Genomic DNA, 16,965 nt, shown 5'->3' on the forward strand with positions numbered 1-16,965 from the left:
CGACGATTGCGTCGGCTGCCTGCGCGCCGGAAACTGCTGCGAGAGCTGCAGCGGAGCCGAGAAGAAGGCTCTTGATGTTCATTTCTGACCTCCAGTCAAAAGTTTCAAACGGGTCTGGGTATTTTGCTGAAGGACAGCTTTCCCTGCCCCATCCCCAACGTTCAAGAAGTCGGACGATCAACCGCCCTTGCTTCCGGAGTTGAAAATACAAGACCGGATCACCGGCGCAACGTCCAACTGGCGAGTTCACCTCCTTTGCATCGCCCTTCGCCGAGCCCTGTTGCTGAAACGACACAAAATCGCCGCAGACCCCCGAAGAAAATTAACAAAGCATTAAGAAAACCCTTTGCTGACGGGGGGTTAGCACAAGGAAGTCAGGGGCCGCCTGTTTCAGAAAGAGGCAGAAACCCGCCTAAAACAGGGGAAAAGCTGGACGCGAACTTCGATTCAGATGACCCGCAGAATGCCTAAAACAGCATTCGCTCCAAAAAAGCGCTTCGTGAAGAAAGGATGGAGGCCCCAGGAATCGCCAGAATCAACGCAGAGATTCGCGAAACGCCGTGCACAAGTGATTCTGGACGCTGTGAAGACCAGCACCGCGCAACATTAAGAATGCGCAAGCGATCATAGCGAACTGCCGCCACGACCGGCGAACCACAATGAGTAAAATTCTGCGAGAGATAGCCGGAACCAGAAGCTCGCTCGAAGGGCGGAGCACAAGAAATATGGGCTGCTTGGGATAGTGGCGGAGAAGAAGGGATTCGAACCCTCGATACCGTTTCCGGTATACTCCCTTAGCAGGGGAGCGCCTTCGACCACTCGGCCACCTCTCCGTTAGCGCCTGACTAGTGTCACTCCGCGGCCAATGCAAGATTTTTTTGTCGGTTTCCGGGAAAACCTCGCATTTTCGTGTGGGCCGATCGGCAAGTCCGGCCGCACCGCGTTGTGTTCGCCGTCAGCTCCCTAGGCAAAAGCCCGTGTACGCAGCAATGTGATTCCATGTCGGCGCAGTCGTCTGCTGCTTAGGATTTGCGCGCGAGCCGTTCGATTGCCTGTTGTGTAGCGGCACCAAACTCGCCATCGACCGGGCCACCATAATACCCGCGGTCCTTCAAGAGGCTCTGCAATTCCTTGCGGAAGGCCGGCGTGAAGTTGTTGGGCTGGTTCTTCAGTTCATCGAGCTTGGCCGGATCACCACCCTCGACGCTGGCCGCAGCCCAGCGAACCGCCTCCTTCGCGTCCGCCTTGGTGCCGAGTCCATAATCATAGAGGCGACTGAGGTTGCCCATCGCATAGGCGCTGCCGGCATTGGCCGCCATCTCGTACCAGGTGCGCGCCTGCACATAGTCCTGGGCGACACCGTTGCCGATATCGTAGAACCAGCCGAGCAGCGCCATGGAATAGGAATCGCCCACATTGGCCGCCTTCTCGTACCAGACCTTGGCCTCCGGGTAGCTCTGCTCGGTCCCCAGCCCGTTCTGATAGGCCCAGCCGAGCGACGACATCGCGTTGGCGTCGCCGCTTTCGGCTGCTTTCTTGTACCAGGCGAGCGATTGTCCGAGGTCTTTCGGCAGGCCAAGGCCCTCGCGGTAGAACCAGCCCATCGTCGCCATGGCATTGGCGTAGCCCTGATTGGCGGCCAGTTCATACCACCGGGCGGCTTCCGCATAGTCCTGTGCGATGCCGCCATAGCCCTCGCGGTAGAGCCAACCGAGCGAAGCCTGGCCATAGGCATTGCCGGCGCGGGCCGCCTGGTCGAACATGCGCTTGCCCTCGTCGACATCCACCGGCCCATCGGTCCCGTAGACCGAAAACCAGGCGAGATTGGTTAAGGCATACATGTTGCCGCCGTCGGCGGCCTTGCGGTAGTTGCGCCGCGCCTCGATATAGTTGCGCCCGGCGTCCTGCGCGCGACCCAACATATTGACGAGCATCATATCGTCAGGGTTCTCGTTGACCGCCTGAGCGCAGGCAGTGAGCGCCCGCTCCGCGTCGAGTTTCAGGAAGTTGACCCCGAGGAAACCGGGCATAGACTGGGGCTCGCCGGCAAGCAGATAGCAGTCGCGCGAAGCCTGGGTGTCCTTGCCGGTCGGCGAGACGTTGAGGCCCTTCTGCGGCTCGAGGGCTGCAATCTGCTGCTCGGCCTCTGCCTTGTGTTTGCTGTCAGGGTAGCGCTCGATGAAGCGCGTCAGCGCCGCCGCATCGGTCGACTGCTTCAATGCTTCCCAGGCAATCTCGTCCGGCGTCACGCTCGATGTCTGCTCGGCTTCGCTCAGGAGCTTCAGCTTCTTTTCGGCGAGCATCTTATAGACCGGGTCCGAGCCATGCTTGGCCAGGAAGGCGGTCAGCAAGTCCTTGTCTGCGAGATCACGGATGTTCTGCCAGTCGGCAGCCGCTTCCGATTGGCTGTTCGGCGACAGCTGTCCACCATTGTTAGTGACGGTGATGTTCACTTCTTTGATGTTCAGAAAGATCTGGGCGCCGCCGAGCGAGCCGTAGACGAACGGCTCCTGGCCGCGATTGGTCACCGAAACCACCTCGTCGCGCACCTTGCCGAGCGCGATGCGGACATCGACGCCCGGTTCCGTCAGATATTTGGCAAGCGCTGTGGCGAAGGGGCTGTTCTTGCCCTCCCCGTCGAGCGCGACCGTGCCGGCCTTCGAAGCGAAAGCGACGAGAAGATCGGCCGATTCGGGTTCGACGCGCGCCAGTCCACGCGAAACGGCCCTGGTAGAGATCGAGCGCGTCATGCTCTGCTCGAAGGGATTGTTGCGACAGGCGTCGAGAATCACCAGCTTGAGCTTGGTTGCGCCTTCGAGCGAACGCTGGACCCGATCGAGGTCGATCGCCTCGTCCTCGACATCCTTGTCAGTCTTCAGTTGCACGTCGACGGGAAGCAGGAAGTTCTCGCCGTTCATCTCCATGCCATGGCCGGAATAATAGACGATCGCAACCTCGGCACCGGTCGCGAGATCCTCGAAGTCGCGCAGCGCCTTGACCATGTCCTGGCGACCGACGTCGTGCACGGTCGTCACCGAATCAAATCCAGCGTCCTCGAAGGAAGCCTTCATCAGCTCGACGTCGTTGGCGGGATTGTTCAGCGGCGACGTCGCTGCATATTTCTCATTACCGATCAGCAGCGCGACGCGCTTTGCCGCCCATGCCCCGGCGGGCATCGACACGAACAGCGCCACACAGATGATCGAAAGCGGCAGCCACCGCCGCGAAAGCCCCAAGGCCATGCTATTCCCTCCGGCATCGGCCATCGTTTTCCGCCTTGCCCAGCTTCAACGACAGACGACGCCTCGCCCGATTGCCCTCGGAAGCTGCCATCGGCGCTCCCCGTCTTGCCTGACGAAAGTATTACGTATGAGGTTGGGGCTTTCAATGTCGGCGCACGCCATATTTTAGCGATGACGCCTGCCGATGGCACAAGGTCGAAGCAAGTCGCCATGCTTAGCTCAATCACGGTGGCGAAACGGTGAGTCCGTTAAGAACACCACAGATCCGCCAAGGGCTGCGCTGATACGGAGCTTGCAATGTCGATGAAAATGCATGTCGCCGAGGGGAAGCCCGGCCAGCTCGCCACGACCCATCAGCATTATTTCATCGAGCGGCCGTGCCGGATCCTCGTCATCGGCCAGCACCTGAAGGCCAAGACCAAGTACCAATGCCTGCTGCGCCATATCTCGGTTGCCGGCGCGATGCTGGATTTCAACGCGGCGATCCTGATACCGAAACACTTTTTCCTCGAGATAGAGGGGTTCAAAGAGGAAATCGGGTGTTCGCAGGTCCATCGCGAAGGCACGGAACTCGGGGTGCGGTTCAACATGCTGCTTTCGGCCGACTTTCTGAGACGCCTGATCCGCATCCAGTTTTCCAGCGGCGGCCTTTGATCCCTTTGATCCAGACAAGCCCCGACATTAGATTTTTAGTGATCGATTTCAGGGGATTGCAAGTTTCTTCTGCAAAACTGATTCTAGCATCGGTGGAAATCGCCCACCGAAATGATGTGGGACAAATGAATTGTCCGGGGTCTTGGTATGCGGTCAGGGGTTGATCGCGCCGTCCGACCCGGCACTGGCGGAGACAGACGCATGCAGAACCAGACGATGTATTCCTGCGTCCCCTCGCCTTTTTACGAGCGGCGCTACGAGCGTTTCTCCATCGGCCATGCGGGCACGCTGACTGCCGTGCAGCCGGGGCTCGGAAGCGTCTCGGTCCGCTCCTGCCGGATGATCGACATATCGCGCGGCGGCGCCAGCTTTGCCGTCGACACCAATATCGGCCTGCCGCAACATTATTATCTGCACATCGTCGGCACGTCGCTTCGGATCGGCTGCGCCGAGGTCTATCGCAATGGCGAGCGCATCGGCGTGCAGTTCATCAAGCCGATCGAGCAGACCTTGCTGCGCGAAATCATCCGACAGGAATTCTTCACCGGGCAAGTGAAGAACGCCAAGCCGCGGCGATAGGCCGACGCCGACTGCAAGGCGAAAGGCCGCGGATTCCGGCAGCTTTTCTTTCGGCAACGATTCCGCTTTGACGAAGCATGCGATAAGTTCTCCGCTACGTCATTCGAACGGGGCCTTATCTTCAGCATGTCCGCATTCTCTCGCTTCACGCCGCTCATCCAATCCCTTCCATCCACCATCCCCTTCGTCGGGCCGGAGGCGATCGAACGCCAGCGCGGGCGCGCGATCGCGGCGCGCATCGGCGCCAATGAAAGCGGCTTCGGTCCGGCCGAGAGCGTGCTTTCGGCGATGCGGGAAGCGGCGAGCGGAACCTGGAAATATGCCGACCCTGAGAATCACGATCTGAAAGAGGCGCTCGCAGCCCATCTCGGAACCAGTCCGGCCAATCTCGCGATCGGCGAAGGCATCGACGGGCTGCTCGGCCAGATCGTCCGCATGGTGATCGAGCCGGGCATGCCGGTCGTCACCTCGCTTGGCGCCTACCCCACTTTCAACTACCACGTCGTCGGCCATGGCGGTCGGCTCGTCACCGTGCCCTATGCGAGCGACCGGGAAGACCTCGCCGGGTTGCTGGCAGCTGTGAAGCAGGAAAACGCGCCGCTCGTTTATTTCGCCAATCCCGACAATCCGATGGGAAGCTGGTGGTCGGCCGAACGCATTGTTGAATTTGCTAAGGCCCTGCCCGAGACGACGCTCTTCATTCTGGATGAAGCCTATTGCGAAACCGCGCCGGCCGATGCGCTGCCGCCGATTGACGCCCTGATCGACATGCCGAACGTGGTGCGCACGCGCACGTTCTCGAAGGCCTACGGGCTTGCGGGTTCGCGCGTCGGCTATGTGATCAGCACGCCGGGCACGGCCCAAGCTTTCGACAAGATCCGCAACCATTTCGGCATGAACCGGATCGGTGTCGCCGCGGCGATCGCAGCGCTTGCGGACCAGGCGTATCTGAAGGAAGTGACGACCAAGATTGCAGAGTCGCGGCAGCGTATCGCCGCCATCGCCACGCAAAATGGCCTTGCGCCGCTCGTCTCGGCCACCAACTTCGTGGCCGTCGATTGCGGCCGGGACGCGGTCCATGCCCGCGCGATCGTCGATACCTTGATGAGCGACCACGGCATCTTCATAAGGATGCCCGGGGTCGCGCCGCTCAATCGCTGCATCCGGATCAGCACCGGACCAGAGACGGAGATGGCCCTGCTCGAAGCAGCCATGCCTGCGGTTTTGAAGAAACTCGCCTGACGCCTTTTCTCAAGGCCCAGCTTGCGGCGCCGTCGGGCGCCGCCCGTCCGATCAGTGAACCGTCATCCATTCGCGAGCGGCGCGCAGCGCTGCTGCGAGATCCGGCTTGCTCATCGTCATCGCCAGGTCCGCGCGCAGATCGACGGCGCGGTCGCAACCCTTGATCGCCGCGATATTCAGCCACTTGTGGGCGGCGACGAGGTCGACCGGGCGTCCGTGGCCGGTCGCATAGGCCAGACCCATGTCGCAAAAGGTTTCCGCCTGGTTGTCACCACCCATCGCGGCATCCGAAGCAATCTGCATATCAAAGCGTGCCATTGTCGTGTCCCTGTCTTGCCTGGTTGGTTTTTCCGAAGCGGCCCGCCCGTTTGGGGCGGACCATGCTCCAGATCAGCACTTGTTTTGGTCCCTGTTCGACCTTGCCTCTTTGCGGGCCTTTCCGAAGCGCGCCGTCTTTTTGCGGTGTCGTCCTCGGTGGTTTTTCGGAGCGTTTCGTTCCGCTCGTCTTATGGCTTCACTATGCCTGACGGGCTTCAATGGGCGCTTAAAATGCATGCTTAATTTGCGACAAACAAAGTTCAAACGCTTGGTAAACTTGAGTTTTTGTTAAACATCGGAAGGCCGAAAATCCGGCGCATTCGCCTCAAAATTTACGAAAAATTCAATCGACGATTTCAACCAAACGCTAACCACGAAAAGATCGGCGCCCGCAAAGTTCGCGCAATTCCTTGCGCAAGCAGCGCTTAAAACCGTCCAGGAAAAAGCGGCGAAAGCCGCGATTCGGCTTGTTTACCTTTACGTGCGCGTAAGCTATCTTGCCCGCGGCGGTGAGGAGACTGCCTTTTCATACGAGGACATCTAGGGCTGTCGGCGGAGCGGACCACGCCGGCAGGCTCGATCTGGAGGACACGAATGCTACGCACATTGCTCATCGCCGCGACGCTGGCTCTCGGCATTGCCGGAACGGCCACGGCGGCGGAACCGATCTTAGGCAACTGGAAGACGGCGAGCGGCGCCACGGCGGAAATCGCCCCTTGCGGCGGCGCCTTCTGCATCACGCTGAAGACCGGCAAGCACGCCGGCAAGCGCATCGGCAATCTTTCGGGCGCCGACGGCAGCTATTCGGGCGAAATCACCGATCCGGATACCGACAAGACCTATAGCGGTTCCGGCGCGGTTAACGGCAATTCGCTGAAGATGAAGGGCTGCGTGCTGAAGGTGCTGTGCAAATCGCAGACCTGGACCCGTCTCTAATAGAATAGAGCGCGCGGCAGAAATCGCAGTCATGACGAAGACAATGAAGGGTAGCCCATGGCTGCCCTTTTTTCATGTGCGCAAATGACGGACCGAGCGGCTTTTCGGCGGCACCTTCAAGGGGTGTTTTGAAATGGCCCGAGCCTACGCCGCCCGTTTCTCCCGGGCACCAGCGCCGGGGTCGGCCACCTCTTGGTTCCATGGACGTGCAACCGAAGATGAACGCCAGATGAACGGACATCTCAGCATCAATTCAGTTTGGGTATGCGAAAACACACTCAATCGATTTGAACCTGCCTCCAAACAACGGACAGAACCATGGATATCCTCGCTCGGCGCCTCACCATCATCAGCCTTCTGATGGTCGTTTTCGCTGTCTCTCTTGCCGCCGCGGTCAGCGCTGACACCGAACGTCGCCGCAGCAATACCTATCTCGGTTCGCTGACCGATTGCACCGTTCACACGGCACAGTACTGCCAGGCCAAGCTCTAACGCAGCCAGGCGGGCTAAGTTCCAGAGCCCTAACCGAAACCGATCACTTCGTGGTCTGATGGAGAGACGAACATGCTGGCAGCACTTTCGACTTCGGCCTTTCTGTCGCTGCGCGTCCTGACGCTCGCAAGCCTGCTGATGGCGCCGGTCGGGGCGCTCGCCTATTCCAAGGCCAGCGGCACCGGCATCGGCAAGCAGGGCGCGGGCCTTGTCCTCTTCGTCACCCTGCAGCGCCAGGCCATGACCTGACGGATCACTATGGATCGGAACCACGAGCTGTAGAGGGCGCGCATCGCGCCCTTTTGTTTTGGCCGGCTTGCGCATCCGCGCGCCGCTTACCTATCCTTGGGTCTCCAGAGGATTCGTCACAGCCAAGGCCACCAGACCCGAACCGATGCCCGCCTATCTCATCTATGCCCTCGCCGCCCTTGCCGAAATCGCCGGCTGCTTTGCCTTCTGGGCCTGGCTGAAGCTCGACAAATCTGCCCTCTGGCTCGCTCCCGGCATGGTGTCGCTGGCGCTCTTTGCCTGGCTGCTCACATTGATCGACAGCGAGGCTGCCGGCCGCGCCTACGCGGCCTATGGCGGCGTCTATATCGCCGCGTCGCTGCTCTGGCTCTGGCTGGCGGAAGGTGTCAGGCCGGACCGCTGGGATCTCACCGGCATGGCGGTCGCGCTGATCGGCAGTGCGATCATCCTCGCCGGACCGCGTTGAGCGACGAACCCCAAGTCGCCTCGCGGTTGTGGGTGCTGCCATCTTGTCGTTTGCTTGTCAGAAGCCGCAGCCTATAATGCGACATGAACAAGCGAATCTCTGCACACTCCGTCCTTTCCACAGCAACGCCCGAGCCTTTTGAGCCGCAGTATTTCGATGATCCTGCGGCCGCCGTCGATTGCCTCGAGGCGCTTTACGAACGCAATACCCGGTTCCTCTGCGACGCGTTCGAGGAGCTGGGCAAGGGCGGCAAGCCGCTGACCCGTTATCGCGCCTGTTACCCGCAGGTCAGCATCGAGACGAGCAGCTTCGGCCATGTCGATTCCCGTCTTTCCTATGGTTATGTCAGTGCGCCCGGCGTCTATACGACGACGATCACCCGGCCAAAACTCTTCCGGCACTATCTGAAAGAGCAACTTGGGCTGTTGACCCGCAATCACGGCCTTGGCGTCACCGTCTCGGAATCGGCCACTCCGATCCCGCTGCATTTCGCCTTCGGCGAAAGCGCCTATGTCGAGGCATCGGCCGCCAACGCCATCGACATCCCCTTGCGCGACCTGTTCGATGCACCCGACCTGACGACCACGGACGACGAAATCGCCAACGGCTCCTACGAGCCAGGTCCGGGCGAACCGTCGCCGCTCGCGCCGTTTACCGCGCAGCGTATCGACTATTCGCTGGCGCGGCTCAGCCACTACACGGCAACGAGCGCCAATCACTTCCAGAACTTCGTGCTTTTCACCAACTACCAGTTCTACGTCGACGAGTTCTGCGCCTGGGCTCGGCAGCAGATGGCGGAAGGCGGCAACGGCTACACCGCCTTCGTCGAGCCCGGCAACATCGTGACACCTGCCGGTGCCAGCAAGCCGGAGACCGACTTCACCCTCCCCCGGCTGCCGCAAATGCCGGCCTATCACCTGAAGAAGAAGGGCCACGGCGGCATCACGATGGTCAATATCGGCGTCGGTCCGTCCAACGCCAAGACGATCACCGACCATATCGCCGTGCTGCGCCCGCACGTCTGGTTGATGCTCGGCCACTGCGCCGGCTTGCGCAACAGCCAGCGGCTCGGCGACTACGTGCTTGCCCATGCCTATATGCGTGAGGATCACGTGCTCGACGACGACCTGCCGGTCTGGATCCCGCTGCCGGCGCTTGCCGAAGTGCAAGTGGCGCTGCAGGACGCTGTGGCCGAAGTGACCGGTTATCGCGACTACGATCTCAAGCAGATCATGCGCACGGGAACCGTCGCCACCATCGACAACCGCAACTGGGAGCTTCGCGACCAGCGCGGCCCGGTCAAGCGGCTGTCGCAGGCGCGCGCCATTGCGCTCGACATGGAATCGGCAACGATCGCCGCCAACGGTTTCCGCTTCCGCGTGCCCTATGGAACGCTGCTGTGCGTCTCCGACAAGCCGCTGCACGGCGAATTGAAGCTGCCGGGCATGGCAACGGCGTTCTACAAGACGCAGGTCAGCCAGCATTTGAAGATCGGCATCCTGGCGCTGCAGAAGCTCGCGGCGATGCCACCGGAAAAACTGCATTCCCGCAAGCTCAGAAGCTTCTACGAAACCTCGTTCCAGTAGAGGCCGGAACGTCGCCAGGACATTGCCCCCACGGCATGGCGCTTTAGCGACGTTTCCCCAAAACCATCGACAACAGCGTGCCCGCGACCGCGGACACGATGATCAGAAGATGCGCGTTGACGCCGGCGGTCGCCAGCAGTTCAAGGCCCGCCCGACCGGCGGGGGCGCCGAAGGAAACGGCGCCGGCCGCAATTGCCGCCGGATAAGTGCCGACGCCGGCCGGCGCGTGCATCGGCAGCACTGACGAAAGCTCGCCTCCGAGCGCGCCGCCAAAACTGGCCGCAAGCGGCGTAACCCCCATGAACGCCAGCACCCAGGCGAGCACGATCACCTTGACCGCCCAGTTGAGGATGGTCATGCCCCAGGCGCGCAGGAAGGAAGCCACGGTGCCCGGCAGGCCCGCCTCCAATTCCTCGACGACCGGCTCGAGCTTTGCCGGCAGGAGCCGGCGCGCCAGCGCGATCGCATGGTCCTTCAAGAGAAAAAAGAGAAACGGCGAGACGAGCGCTGCAAACCAGACGAGCCAGAGCGCGACCGACCCGCTGCCGAAGACCAAGCCGACGACGGCCACGACCAGGAGCGCATGCAGGTCGAGCAGGCGCATGACCAGAAGGGCGGCCGTGCCCCTGGCGAGCGGGACGGAAAACTCCGAACGCATCAGCAGCGGAAAGCTGGTTTCGCCGGCCCGGAAAGGCAGCATGATGTTCAGGAGATTGTGGACCTGGGTGACGCGAAACAGCGGCAGGAAGCGCCCCGAGGTTTCGTTCGGGAAGTAATCGTAGATGCGATAGCAGCGGATGAAGTAGGTCGCGATGAGCAGCAAGAGGGCCGCAGACGCGGCACCAAGGCCGATTTCGGACCACTGACGCAAGAGCGCCGGCCAGCCCCAGAACCATTCGACGAAGGCCGCGTAGGCTGCAATGGCGCCCGCCGACAGCAATGTCATCCGGTTGCGGACGAGCCAGGATCGCCGGTCAGGCTCGCAATCCGATGTCATCAGGCCTCGATTTCCCGTGTTGAAGGGCAAGATTGAACGTTGGTTATCACCGATATCTGTGCAAGAAAATGTTTATGTAAGCACAGTCCAATTCTTGCGGCAGCGCGAGCGCCGTATGTATGAGCGGTTCCCATGCATTCCATAGAGCTATCCGTCGTCATTCCCGTATTCAACGAAGAAGACAGCATTCAGCCGCTGATTACGCGGGTCCGCGATGCACTGACGAATTTTCCGTCCCCTTGGGAACTGATCCTCGTCGACGACGGCAGCACCGATCGAACGCTCGTGAATGCAAGAAAGGCGCTTTCCGATCCCGGCATCGACCTCAAGATCGTTGAACTGCAGAAGAACTTCGGACAGACGGCAGCCATGCAGGCCGGCATCGACGCTGCCACCGGCCGCCTGATCGCCACGCTCGACGGCGACCTGCAGAACGATCCGGCCGATATTCCCGAGATGGTCACCGCGATCGAGGAGCGTCAGCTCGACCTGCTCGTCGGCTGGCGAAAGAACCGCCAGGATGGCTTGTTCCTTCGGAAAATCCCGTCCTGGTGCGCCAATCGGCTGATCGGCAAGATCACCGGCGTCCGGCTTCACGACTATGGCTGCAGCCTGAAGGTCTATCGCGCGTCGATCATCAAGCAGGTGAAGCTGATGGGCGAAATGCACCGCTTTATCCCCGCCTGGGTCGCAGGCGTTGTGCCGAGCAGCCGCATCGGCGAAATGCCCGTTACCCACCACGCGCGGCAGCATGGCCAGTCCAAATACGGGATCTCCAGAACCTTCCGGGTGATTCTCGATCTCCTGTCGGTGCTGTTCTTCATGCGCTACAAGGCGCGCCCGGGACACTTCTTCGGTTCGATCGGGCTTGCGGCGGGCGCACTCAGCGGCCTGATTCTGCTCTATCTCGGCTTCGACAAGTTCGTGCTCGGCAACGATATCGGAACCCGGCCGATGCTGATCGTCGGGGTGATGTTGTTCCTCTCGTCGGTGCAGCTCATCACCACAGGCATTCTCGCGGAGATGATGGCGCGCACCTATTTCAGCGACGACGGCACGACGAGCTATATCGTCCGGCAGGTCTTCGTGCGGGACCAGACAGATGCTTGAGGTCGTCAACCGCCGGCCAAACCTGGTCCTTGCGCTGATTGCGGGCTATTTCCTGCTGTGCATCGCACTCAGGCTTTCCGCCTCGACATCGCTCGAGATCGACGAATCCGAGCAGGCCTATGTCTCGCAGTTCCTGATGCTCGGCTACGGTTCGCAACCGCCTTTCTACAACTGGCTGCAATACGGGCTGACCTCGCTGATTGGCCCGTCGGTGGCCACGATGACCGTGCTCAAGAACGGTCTGCTTTTCCTCTGTTGTCTCTTCTTCGGCCTCGCGTCCCGTGAGGTCCTCGGCGGCCGGCGCCTGGCAGCCATTGCGACAATGGGCGTCCTCGCGCTCCCGCCGATCTTCCTGCTTGCCCAGCGTGACCTCTCGCACACGGTCGCCGCGCTATTTGCCGTTTCGCTGTTCCTCTACGCATTCCTGCGGACCATGAGCCGACCGACCCTGTTTGCCTATGCACTGACAGGTGTCGCCGTCGGGATCGGCGTCATTTCAAAGTACAATTTCGTGATCGTTCCGGTCGCCGCGATCGTCGCGATCCTGCCCGAGCCGAAACTTCGCGCCCGGCTGTTCGACTGGCGCATCCTTGTCGCAATCGCCTTATGCGCGCTGATTGCCCTGCCGCACGGCTACTGGGTCCTGCAAAATATCGGCGCCGCGTCGAGCAACACCTTCAAGGAAATGGGAACGGGGCAGGAAGCCGGTTTCGTGTCGAAGGCGTTCAAGGCGATTGTCGCGCTCGTTGCCTCGACGCTTCGCGGCTCAGGCATTATTCTCGTCGTCTTCGCCCTCGTGTTTCGCAAGGACCTGCTTGCGATCTGGCGCGCCGACAGCCTCTGGGCCCGGGTCGTCGGGCGCATGCTGGTCCTCTGTCTCGGCGCCGTTCTCGTCATCATGCTGGTTGCCGGCGCCACCCATATGCGGGAAAAGTGGCTGGTCCTCTTCCTCGCCCTGTTGCCGCTCTATCTGGCTCTCAAGGTCGAGGCGTCCGGCGTCGACACCACACGCAGCGTCCGGCCCGTCGCCCTCCTTATCGGCTTCGTCATCGTGACGACGCTGGTCGTGGTATCGACCCGCGCCGTCGTCCGGCCCTGGTTCGGCAAGGTTTCGAGATTGAGCATTCCCTACAGCACCCTCGTCGACACCGTCGTTCAGCAGCATGGACACGAACCGACAATGGTTCTGGCCACCAACAAGCAGGTGGCCGGCAACCTGCGAACACGCCTGCACGGCGCCAAGGTTTACGTGCCTGGCAACAACAGCAGCCCGGCGATCGATCAGTTGGCCGGGCCGCTTCTTGTCGTCTGGACCAATGGTGGCAAGGCCGATGCAGCGCCACCGGCGCCACTCGTCGATGTCCTCAAATCCTTCGGCGTGCCGGAAGCGCAAATACAGCCGCAGCAGCTCGCGTTGCCTTATCTGCACGGCAAGCTCGAGGACCGCTACAGTTTCGGCTACTTCTGGATCGACGATCCGTCGCGATCCGCGCCGACGAGCAGCTTGAGTTCGCCGGGGTGAATGCGAAGCGCGACGTCTCGGCCCATGGGCAGAAGCTCACCGTCAATGACGCAGTTGATCTTGCGCTCGACCTTCGGGAAATGCAGATCGAGCGCGTGGCCGTTCATGGCCGTGATCAGCGGGCTGTCGCGAAATTTTCCACGCATCACATCGAGGGCGAGCTTGGCGACACCCGGCGGGCCCAGGGGCGGCGCCGTGTAAAAGCCGAGATGACCGGCAGTCACGTCGTCCGCATACATCAGGGTATCGCGGCCGAACGGATTGTTGGAGACCGAGACCGCAGATACATGGCGGCTCTCCTTGTGACCGTCGACGTCGAACTCGATCTCGAAATCCGGAGGGTTGAGAATCACCCCGACCGCAGCGCGGGTGCTGGCCGCGATCTTTCCCGCCCTTGAGCGAAAGCTGTAGGATTCGCGGTAGCGCACCATGCGGGCATGCAGTCCCATGGAGAACTGGTGCACGAAGGCGCGGCCATCGGCGCTGCCGATGTCACCGTCGATGATCACTCCATTTGCCAGCACTTCCGGCACTTTCCAGATATCGAGCGGCAGTTTCAGCGTGCGGGCAAAGAGGTTCATCGTTCCGGCGGGAACGACGCCTAGCGGCATTCGGTTCTTCCAGGCGACGCCGGCGGCGGCCGAGATCGTGCCGTCGCCTCCACCGGCGAGAATGGCATCGAGGTCGTCTCGGCGGCAGGTCCGCTCCAACGCCTCTTGCATTTCGCTTCCGGAAACCGCCGCAATCTCGATCTGGTGGCCCGCGGCCTGGAAGACTTCCTCGACCTTCTGGCCATAGGCGGCCATGTCCGTCGTGCGGAATGTTCCGCCGTCGCGATTGAAGATTGCCTTGATTTTCATGAACGGCTCGTCGGCTCCATTGCCGCGGCAATGCGGCTCACCGCGATCAGATAAGCGCGATTGCGGCCAATTCCAGAACCTTACCGAAACTTAACGGGAGCGCCGGCCCCTTCACGCGCTCCATCACGGCCGGCACAACGGAAGCGAAGTGCCACGGCAGCGCAGCGATCAGCGCGGCTCCGGCAGCTTCAGCGGCCCGCCTGTCTTGATCGAGCGGATCGCGAAATTGGACCGGATGTCGGTGACGCCGGGCAAGGCCAGCAGCGTCTCGGTCAGGAGCTTCTCGTAGGCGGGCAGATCCTCGACGACAACCTCGGCGAGGAAATCGGCATTGCCGGAGATCAGAAAGCAGGACACCACCTCGGGGATGGCGAGCAGCGCCTCCTGTTGCTGCTGTGCGCTCTCGCGGCTATGGCGCCCGACCTTGATTTCGACGAAGACCGTCAGCCCGAGACCGGCTTCCTTGCGATCGATGTCCGCCCTGTAGCCGCGCAGAATGCCGGATTTTTCCAGGTTGCGGATGCGCCTCAGGCAGGGCGACGGCGAAAGATTGACCTTCTCGGCAATCTCGACGTTCGTTGCGCGCGCGTCCTCCTGAAGGATTCTAAGGATGGCGAGATCGAATTTATCGAGGCTTGGCATTTTTACAAACTTCAGGTGTTGTTATTGGCACATTGTTGCTGACAGTAGTCTATTTCGGGCACAAATCGCAAGGACATGCCTCGCTGTCAGGGCGTAATCTTCCTTCCAGACCCCAAAGCCTCTCAGGTATCCAATTCGGGAAGGAAATTCAAATGGTTGCGCTCGCTCTCGATCGCGGCAATACGACGCCTGTCGCCGCCGGCTATGCCGGCGCGTTCATAACCGTCCTCATCTGGGCGGGCTGGATACTGGCGACCCGCCATTCCGCCGGCACCGCGTTTGGCACGATCGATCTCGGCCTGATCCGCTACGGCGTGCCGGCGCTGCTGCTAGCCCCGGTCTGGCTGAAGACCGGGCTGCTGCCGCGCAACCTGCCGGTCCTGTTGCTGGCTCTTATGGTCGCCGGTTCGGGCGCCCTATTCTTTCAGGTCTCCGCCTTTGCGATCCACTCCGTTCCCGCCTCCTCGGTCGGCGTCCTGCTCGGAGGTTCGATGCCGCTTGCGACCGCCCTCATCGGCATCACGATCTTTGGCGAGCGGCCGGACCGGATGCGCGTGCTCGGCTTTGCCGCAATCCTTGCCGGCGTCGCCATCCTCCTGACGCGCAGCCTCGGCAGCGCGGCATCGACCGGCTGGAGCGGATACGCGCTGCTCCCGGCGGCTGCCACCCTCTGGGCGATCTATACCCATGCCTTCCGCCGCTCCGGCCTCAGCCCGCTACAGGGAAGCGCCCTGATCGCCATCTGGTCGTTCCTGATCCATCTGGGACTCGCCGCCTGCTTCGGAACCAACCTCGCCGGCGTTCCGCTCCAGGAGATCGCCCTGCAGGTCACCAGCCAGGGCATCCTGTCCGGCCTCGTCGCCATGGTAGCCTACGGCTTTGCCGTGAAGAGCCTCGGCGGCACGCAGGCTGCCGCCTTCACGGCGCTGACACCGGTTCTGGCGATGATCGGCGGCGCCATCCTGCTCGGCGAACAGATCGGCCCCTTCGAGATCCTCGCGGCCGTCGTCACCGCAACCGGCGTCGCACTTTCGACCGGCATCCTCTCCGCCCGCAACTGAGAGCCTGGAAGTCTTCCGAAATGCAAGGCCCCGGCGCTGTTCGCGTCCGGGGCCTTGCATTTCCTGCGATCGCCAAGGCTCAGCCGTGGATGATCTCGCGATGCTTCTGCAGCCGATGGCCATAGGCCTGGCTGACGCGGTCAAAGATGATGGCAATGCCGACGATCGCCATCCCGTTGAAGATGCCGAGGGTGAAGTACTGGTTGGCAATCGCCTTCAGCACCGGCTGGCCGAGGCCTTGAACGCCGATCATCGAGGCGATGACCACCATGGCCAGCGCCATCATGATCGTCTGGTTGATGCCGGCCATGATCGTCGGCAAGGCGAGCGGCATCTGCACGTTCTTGAGCTTTTGCCACCCCGACGAACCGAAGGCATCTGCCGCCTCCAGCACGTCCTTGTCGACGAGGCGAATGCCAAGGTTTGTCAGGCGAATCATCGGCGGGATCGCGTAAATGACAACGGCGATCAGCCCCGGCACCTTACCGATGCCGAGCAGCATCACGACGGGGATCAGATAGACGAAACTCGGCATCGTCTGCATGACGTCGAGGATCGGGTTGACGATGTTCTGGAACCGGTCCGAACGGGACATGACGATGCCGATCGGGATGCCGATGGCGATCGACAGCACGGTGCAGACGAAGATCATCGAGACCGTCTTCATCGTGTCGTCCCACATGTCGAAGTAGCCGATCAAAAGCAGCGTGCCGATGCAGCCGGCGACGATCTTCCAGTTGCGGCTTGCCACCCAGGCGATGAAAGCGATCAAGATCAGGATGATCGGCCAGGGCGTCTTCGTCATGAAGCGCTCCGACTGGATGAGGAAGAACTGCAAGGGCTCGAAGAAGCCTTCGATCGCGTCGCCATAGGCGCGCGTGAAGCCACGAAATCCCTCGTCGATCGCCTTTTTCAAGGCTCTCAGGCTCTCGTCATCCATGTGTGGAAACTGGGTCAACCAGTCCATTCCATTTCCCCTTCAGATTTCGCCGGCCGCGATTGTTGTTTT

At 61.4% G+C, this 16,965-nt stretch carries 17 protein-coding genes, 1 tRNA gene and 1 pseudogene; 11 read left to right on the forward strand and 8 right to left on the reverse strand.

Annotated features, from left to right (window positions below):
* The 3 genes and pseudogenes from ACIQUG_RS15210 to ACIQUG_RS15220 form a co-directional block, all read right to left on the reverse strand.
* A pseudogene (locus ACIQUG_RS15210) lies at nucleotides 1–181 on the reverse strand (hypothetical protein); the annotation flags it as partial.
* Between the two features lie 562 nt (nucleotides 182–743).
* Nucleotides 744–833, reverse strand: a tRNA-Ser gene (locus ACIQUG_RS15215).
* 189 nt (nucleotides 834–1,022) lie between these two features.
* Nucleotides 1,023–3,242 carry a caspase family protein gene (locus ACIQUG_RS15220; protein ID WP_402323046.1) on the reverse strand — a complete coding sequence of 740 codons (2,220 nt, stop codon included), beginning with the start codon at nucleotides 3,240–3,242 and terminating at the stop codon, nucleotides 1,023–1,025.
* Nucleotides 3,243–3,539: 297 nt separating this feature from the next.
* Between ACIQUG_RS15220 and ACIQUG_RS15225 the strand changes: the two genes are divergently transcribed.
* The 3 genes from ACIQUG_RS15225 (at nucleotide 3,540) to ACIQUG_RS15235 (ending at nucleotide 5,717) form a co-directional block, all read left to right on the forward strand.
* A complete protein-coding gene (locus ACIQUG_RS15225) occupies nucleotides 3,540–3,896 on the forward strand; it encodes a hypothetical protein (protein ID WP_402323047.1) in 357 nt (118 codons plus the stop codon).
* A 201-nt stretch (nucleotides 3,897–4,097) separates the two neighbouring features.
* Nucleotides 4,098–4,475: a PilZ domain-containing protein gene (locus ACIQUG_RS15230; protein ID WP_043611195.1), complete on the forward strand. Its 378-nt coding sequence runs from the start codon at nucleotides 4,098–4,100 to the stop codon at nucleotides 4,473–4,475.
* Nucleotides 4,476–4,601: 126 nt separating this feature from the next.
* The gene (locus ACIQUG_RS15235; RefSeq protein WP_402323048.1) at nucleotides 4,602–5,717 is read left to right on the forward strand and encodes a pyridoxal phosphate-dependent aminotransferase; all 1,116 of its coding nucleotides are present in this window, start codon (nucleotides 4,602–4,604) and stop codon (nucleotides 5,715–5,717) included.
* Nucleotides 5,718–5,768: 51 nt separating this feature from the next.
* Here the strand turns inward: ACIQUG_RS15235 and ACIQUG_RS15240 are convergent, their stop codons facing one another.
* Complete coding sequence (locus ACIQUG_RS15240) at nucleotides 5,769–6,035, reverse strand: sel1 repeat family protein (protein ID WP_043611192.1); 267 nt, start codon at nucleotides 6,033–6,035, stop codon at nucleotides 5,769–5,771.
* Nucleotides 6,036–6,629: 594 nt separating this feature from the next.
* Between ACIQUG_RS15240 and ACIQUG_RS15245 the strand changes: the two genes are divergently transcribed.
* From ACIQUG_RS15245 to ACIQUG_RS15265, 5 genes are all read left to right on the forward strand, one after another.
* On the forward strand, nucleotides 6,630–6,971 hold the full coding sequence (locus ACIQUG_RS15245) for a DUF2147 domain-containing protein (RefSeq protein WP_402323049.1): 342 nt from the start codon (nucleotides 6,630–6,632) through the stop codon (nucleotides 6,969–6,971).
* Between the two features lie 318 nt (nucleotides 6,972–7,289).
* Nucleotides 7,290–7,463 carry a hypothetical protein gene (locus tag ACIQUG_RS15250; protein WP_043611187.1) on the forward strand — a complete coding sequence of 58 codons (174 nt, stop codon included), beginning with the start codon at nucleotides 7,290–7,292 and terminating at the stop codon, nucleotides 7,461–7,463.
* A 72-nt stretch (nucleotides 7,464–7,535) separates the two neighbouring features.
* Nucleotides 7,536–7,712 (forward strand): hypothetical protein, encoded by a 177-nt coding sequence (locus ACIQUG_RS15255; protein ID WP_402323756.1) that lies wholly within the window; start codon nucleotides 7,536–7,538, stop codon nucleotides 7,710–7,712.
* Nucleotides 7,713–7,857: 145 nt separating this feature from the next.
* Nucleotides 7,858–8,178 carry a YnfA family protein gene (locus ACIQUG_RS15260; protein WP_043611185.1) on the forward strand — a complete coding sequence of 107 codons (321 nt, stop codon included), beginning with the start codon at nucleotides 7,858–7,860 and terminating at the stop codon, nucleotides 8,176–8,178.
* An 83-nt stretch (nucleotides 8,179–8,261) separates the two neighbouring features.
* Nucleotides 8,262–9,764 carry an AMP nucleosidase gene (locus tag ACIQUG_RS15265; RefSeq protein WP_043611184.1) on the forward strand — a complete coding sequence of 501 codons (1,503 nt, stop codon included), beginning with the start codon at nucleotides 8,262–8,264 and terminating at the stop codon, nucleotides 9,762–9,764.
* Between the two features lie 43 nt (nucleotides 9,765–9,807).
* Here ACIQUG_RS15265 and ACIQUG_RS15270 read toward each other — a convergent pair whose 3' ends face one another.
* Nucleotides 9,808–10,761, reverse strand: coding sequence for a lysylphosphatidylglycerol synthase domain-containing protein (locus ACIQUG_RS15270; RefSeq protein ID WP_402323050.1), 954 nt, complete (start codon nucleotides 10,759–10,761; stop codon nucleotides 9,808–9,810).
* A gap of 132 nt (nucleotides 10,762–10,893) precedes the next feature.
* Between ACIQUG_RS15270 and ACIQUG_RS15275 the strand changes: the two genes are divergently transcribed.
* On the forward strand, nucleotides 10,894–11,871 hold the full coding sequence (locus tag ACIQUG_RS15275; RefSeq protein WP_402323051.1) for a glycosyltransferase family 2 protein: 978 nt from the start codon (nucleotides 10,894–10,896) through the stop codon (nucleotides 11,869–11,871).
* Nucleotides 11,864–13,393: an ArnT family glycosyltransferase gene (locus tag ACIQUG_RS15280; protein ID WP_402323052.1), complete on the forward strand. Its 1,530-nt coding sequence runs from the start codon at nucleotides 11,864–11,866 to the stop codon at nucleotides 13,391–13,393. The genes ACIQUG_RS15275 and ACIQUG_RS15280 overlap by 8 nt, the downstream gene beginning before the upstream one ends.
* On the opposite strand, the gene ACIQUG_RS15285 is transcribed toward ACIQUG_RS15280, so the two are convergent.
* Both ACIQUG_RS15285 and ACIQUG_RS15290 read right to left on the reverse strand, forming a co-directional pair.
* On the reverse strand, nucleotides 13,330–14,253 hold the full coding sequence (locus tag ACIQUG_RS15285) for a diacylglycerol/lipid kinase family protein (protein WP_402323053.1): 924 nt from the start codon (nucleotides 14,251–14,253) through the stop codon (nucleotides 13,330–13,332). The two genes, ACIQUG_RS15280 and ACIQUG_RS15285, sit on opposite strands and share 64 nt — an antisense overlap.
* A gap of 168 nt (nucleotides 14,254–14,421) precedes the next feature.
* Nucleotides 14,422–14,895, reverse strand: coding sequence for an Lrp/AsnC family transcriptional regulator (locus ACIQUG_RS15290; protein ID WP_113189672.1), 474 nt, complete (start codon nucleotides 14,893–14,895; stop codon nucleotides 14,422–14,424).
* 152 nt (nucleotides 14,896–15,047) lie between these two features.
* Here ACIQUG_RS15290 and ACIQUG_RS15295 point away from each other — a divergent pair, with 152 nt between their 5' ends.
* Entirely contained in the window at nucleotides 15,048–15,956 is a 909-nt protein-coding gene (locus ACIQUG_RS15295) for a DMT family transporter (protein WP_402323054.1), read from the forward strand.
* A 79-nt stretch (nucleotides 15,957–16,035) separates the two neighbouring features.
* Here ACIQUG_RS15295 and ACIQUG_RS15300 read toward each other — a convergent pair whose 3' ends face one another.
* Nucleotides 16,036–16,923, reverse strand: a complete 888-nt coding sequence (locus ACIQUG_RS15300) for a proline/glycine betaine ABC transporter permease (RefSeq protein WP_043611179.1) — start codon at nucleotides 16,921–16,923, stop codon at nucleotides 16,036–16,038.
* Nucleotides 16,924–16,965: the final 42 nt, after the last annotated feature.

It is taken from the genome of Ensifer sp. NPDC090286 (assembly GCF_044769565.1).
Classification (GTDB): Bacteria; Pseudomonadota; Alphaproteobacteria; order Rhizobiales; family Rhizobiaceae; genus Ensifer.

Bases quoted from the DNA above. Each gene is read 5' to 3' on its own strand.
- ACIQUG_RS15220 (WP_402323046.1), bottom strand. From the start codon at position 3,242: ATGGCCTTGGGGCTTTCGCGGCGGTGGCTGCCGCTTTCGATCATCTGT.
- ACIQUG_RS15225 (WP_402323047.1), top strand. From the start codon at position 3,540: ATGTCGATGAAAATGCATGTCGCCGAGGGGAAGCCCGGCCAGCTCGCC.
- ACIQUG_RS15230 (WP_043611195.1), top strand. From the start codon at position 4,098: ATGCAGAACCAGACGATGTATTCCTGCGTCCCCTCGCCTTTTTACGAG.
- ACIQUG_RS15235 (WP_402323048.1), top strand. From the start codon at position 4,602: ATGTCCGCATTCTCTCGCTTCACGCCGCTCATCCAATCCCTTCCATCC.
- ACIQUG_RS15240 (WP_043611192.1), bottom strand. From the start codon at position 6,035: ATGGCACGCTTTGATATGCAGATTGCTTCGGATGCCGCGATGGGTGGT.
- ACIQUG_RS15245 (WP_402323049.1), top strand. From the start codon at position 6,630: ATGCTACGCACATTGCTCATCGCCGCGACGCTGGCTCTCGGCATTGCC.
- ACIQUG_RS15250 (WP_043611187.1), top strand. From the start codon at position 7,290: ATGGATATCCTCGCTCGGCGCCTCACCATCATCAGCCTTCTGATGGTC.
- ACIQUG_RS15255 (WP_402323756.1), top strand. From the start codon at position 7,536: ATGCTGGCAGCACTTTCGACTTCGGCCTTTCTGTCGCTGCGCGTCCTG.
- ACIQUG_RS15260 (WP_043611185.1), top strand. From the start codon at position 7,858: ATGCCCGCCTATCTCATCTATGCCCTCGCCGCCCTTGCCGAAATCGCC.
- ACIQUG_RS15265 (WP_043611184.1), top strand. From the start codon at position 8,262: ATGAACAAGCGAATCTCTGCACACTCCGTCCTTTCCACAGCAACGCCC.
- ACIQUG_RS15270 (WP_402323050.1), bottom strand. From the start codon at position 10,761: ATGACATCGGATTGCGAGCCTGACCGGCGATCCTGGCTCGTCCGCAAC.
- ACIQUG_RS15275 (WP_402323051.1), top strand. From the start codon at position 10,894: ATGCATTCCATAGAGCTATCCGTCGTCATTCCCGTATTCAACGAAGAA.
- ACIQUG_RS15280 (WP_402323052.1), top strand. From the start codon at position 11,864: ATGCTTGAGGTCGTCAACCGCCGGCCAAACCTGGTCCTTGCGCTGATT.
- ACIQUG_RS15285 (WP_402323053.1), bottom strand. From the start codon at position 14,253: ATGAAAATCAAGGCAATCTTCAATCGCGACGGCGGAACATTCCGCACG.
- ACIQUG_RS15290 (WP_113189672.1), bottom strand. From the start codon at position 14,895: ATGCCAAGCCTCGATAAATTCGATCTCGCCATCCTTAGAATCCTTCAG.
- ACIQUG_RS15295 (WP_402323054.1), top strand. From the start codon at position 15,048: ATGGTTGCGCTCGCTCTCGATCGCGGCAATACGACGCCTGTCGCCGCC.
- ACIQUG_RS15300 (WP_043611179.1), bottom strand. From the start codon at position 16,923: ATGGACTGGTTGACCCAGTTTCCACACATGGATGACGAGAGCCTGAGA.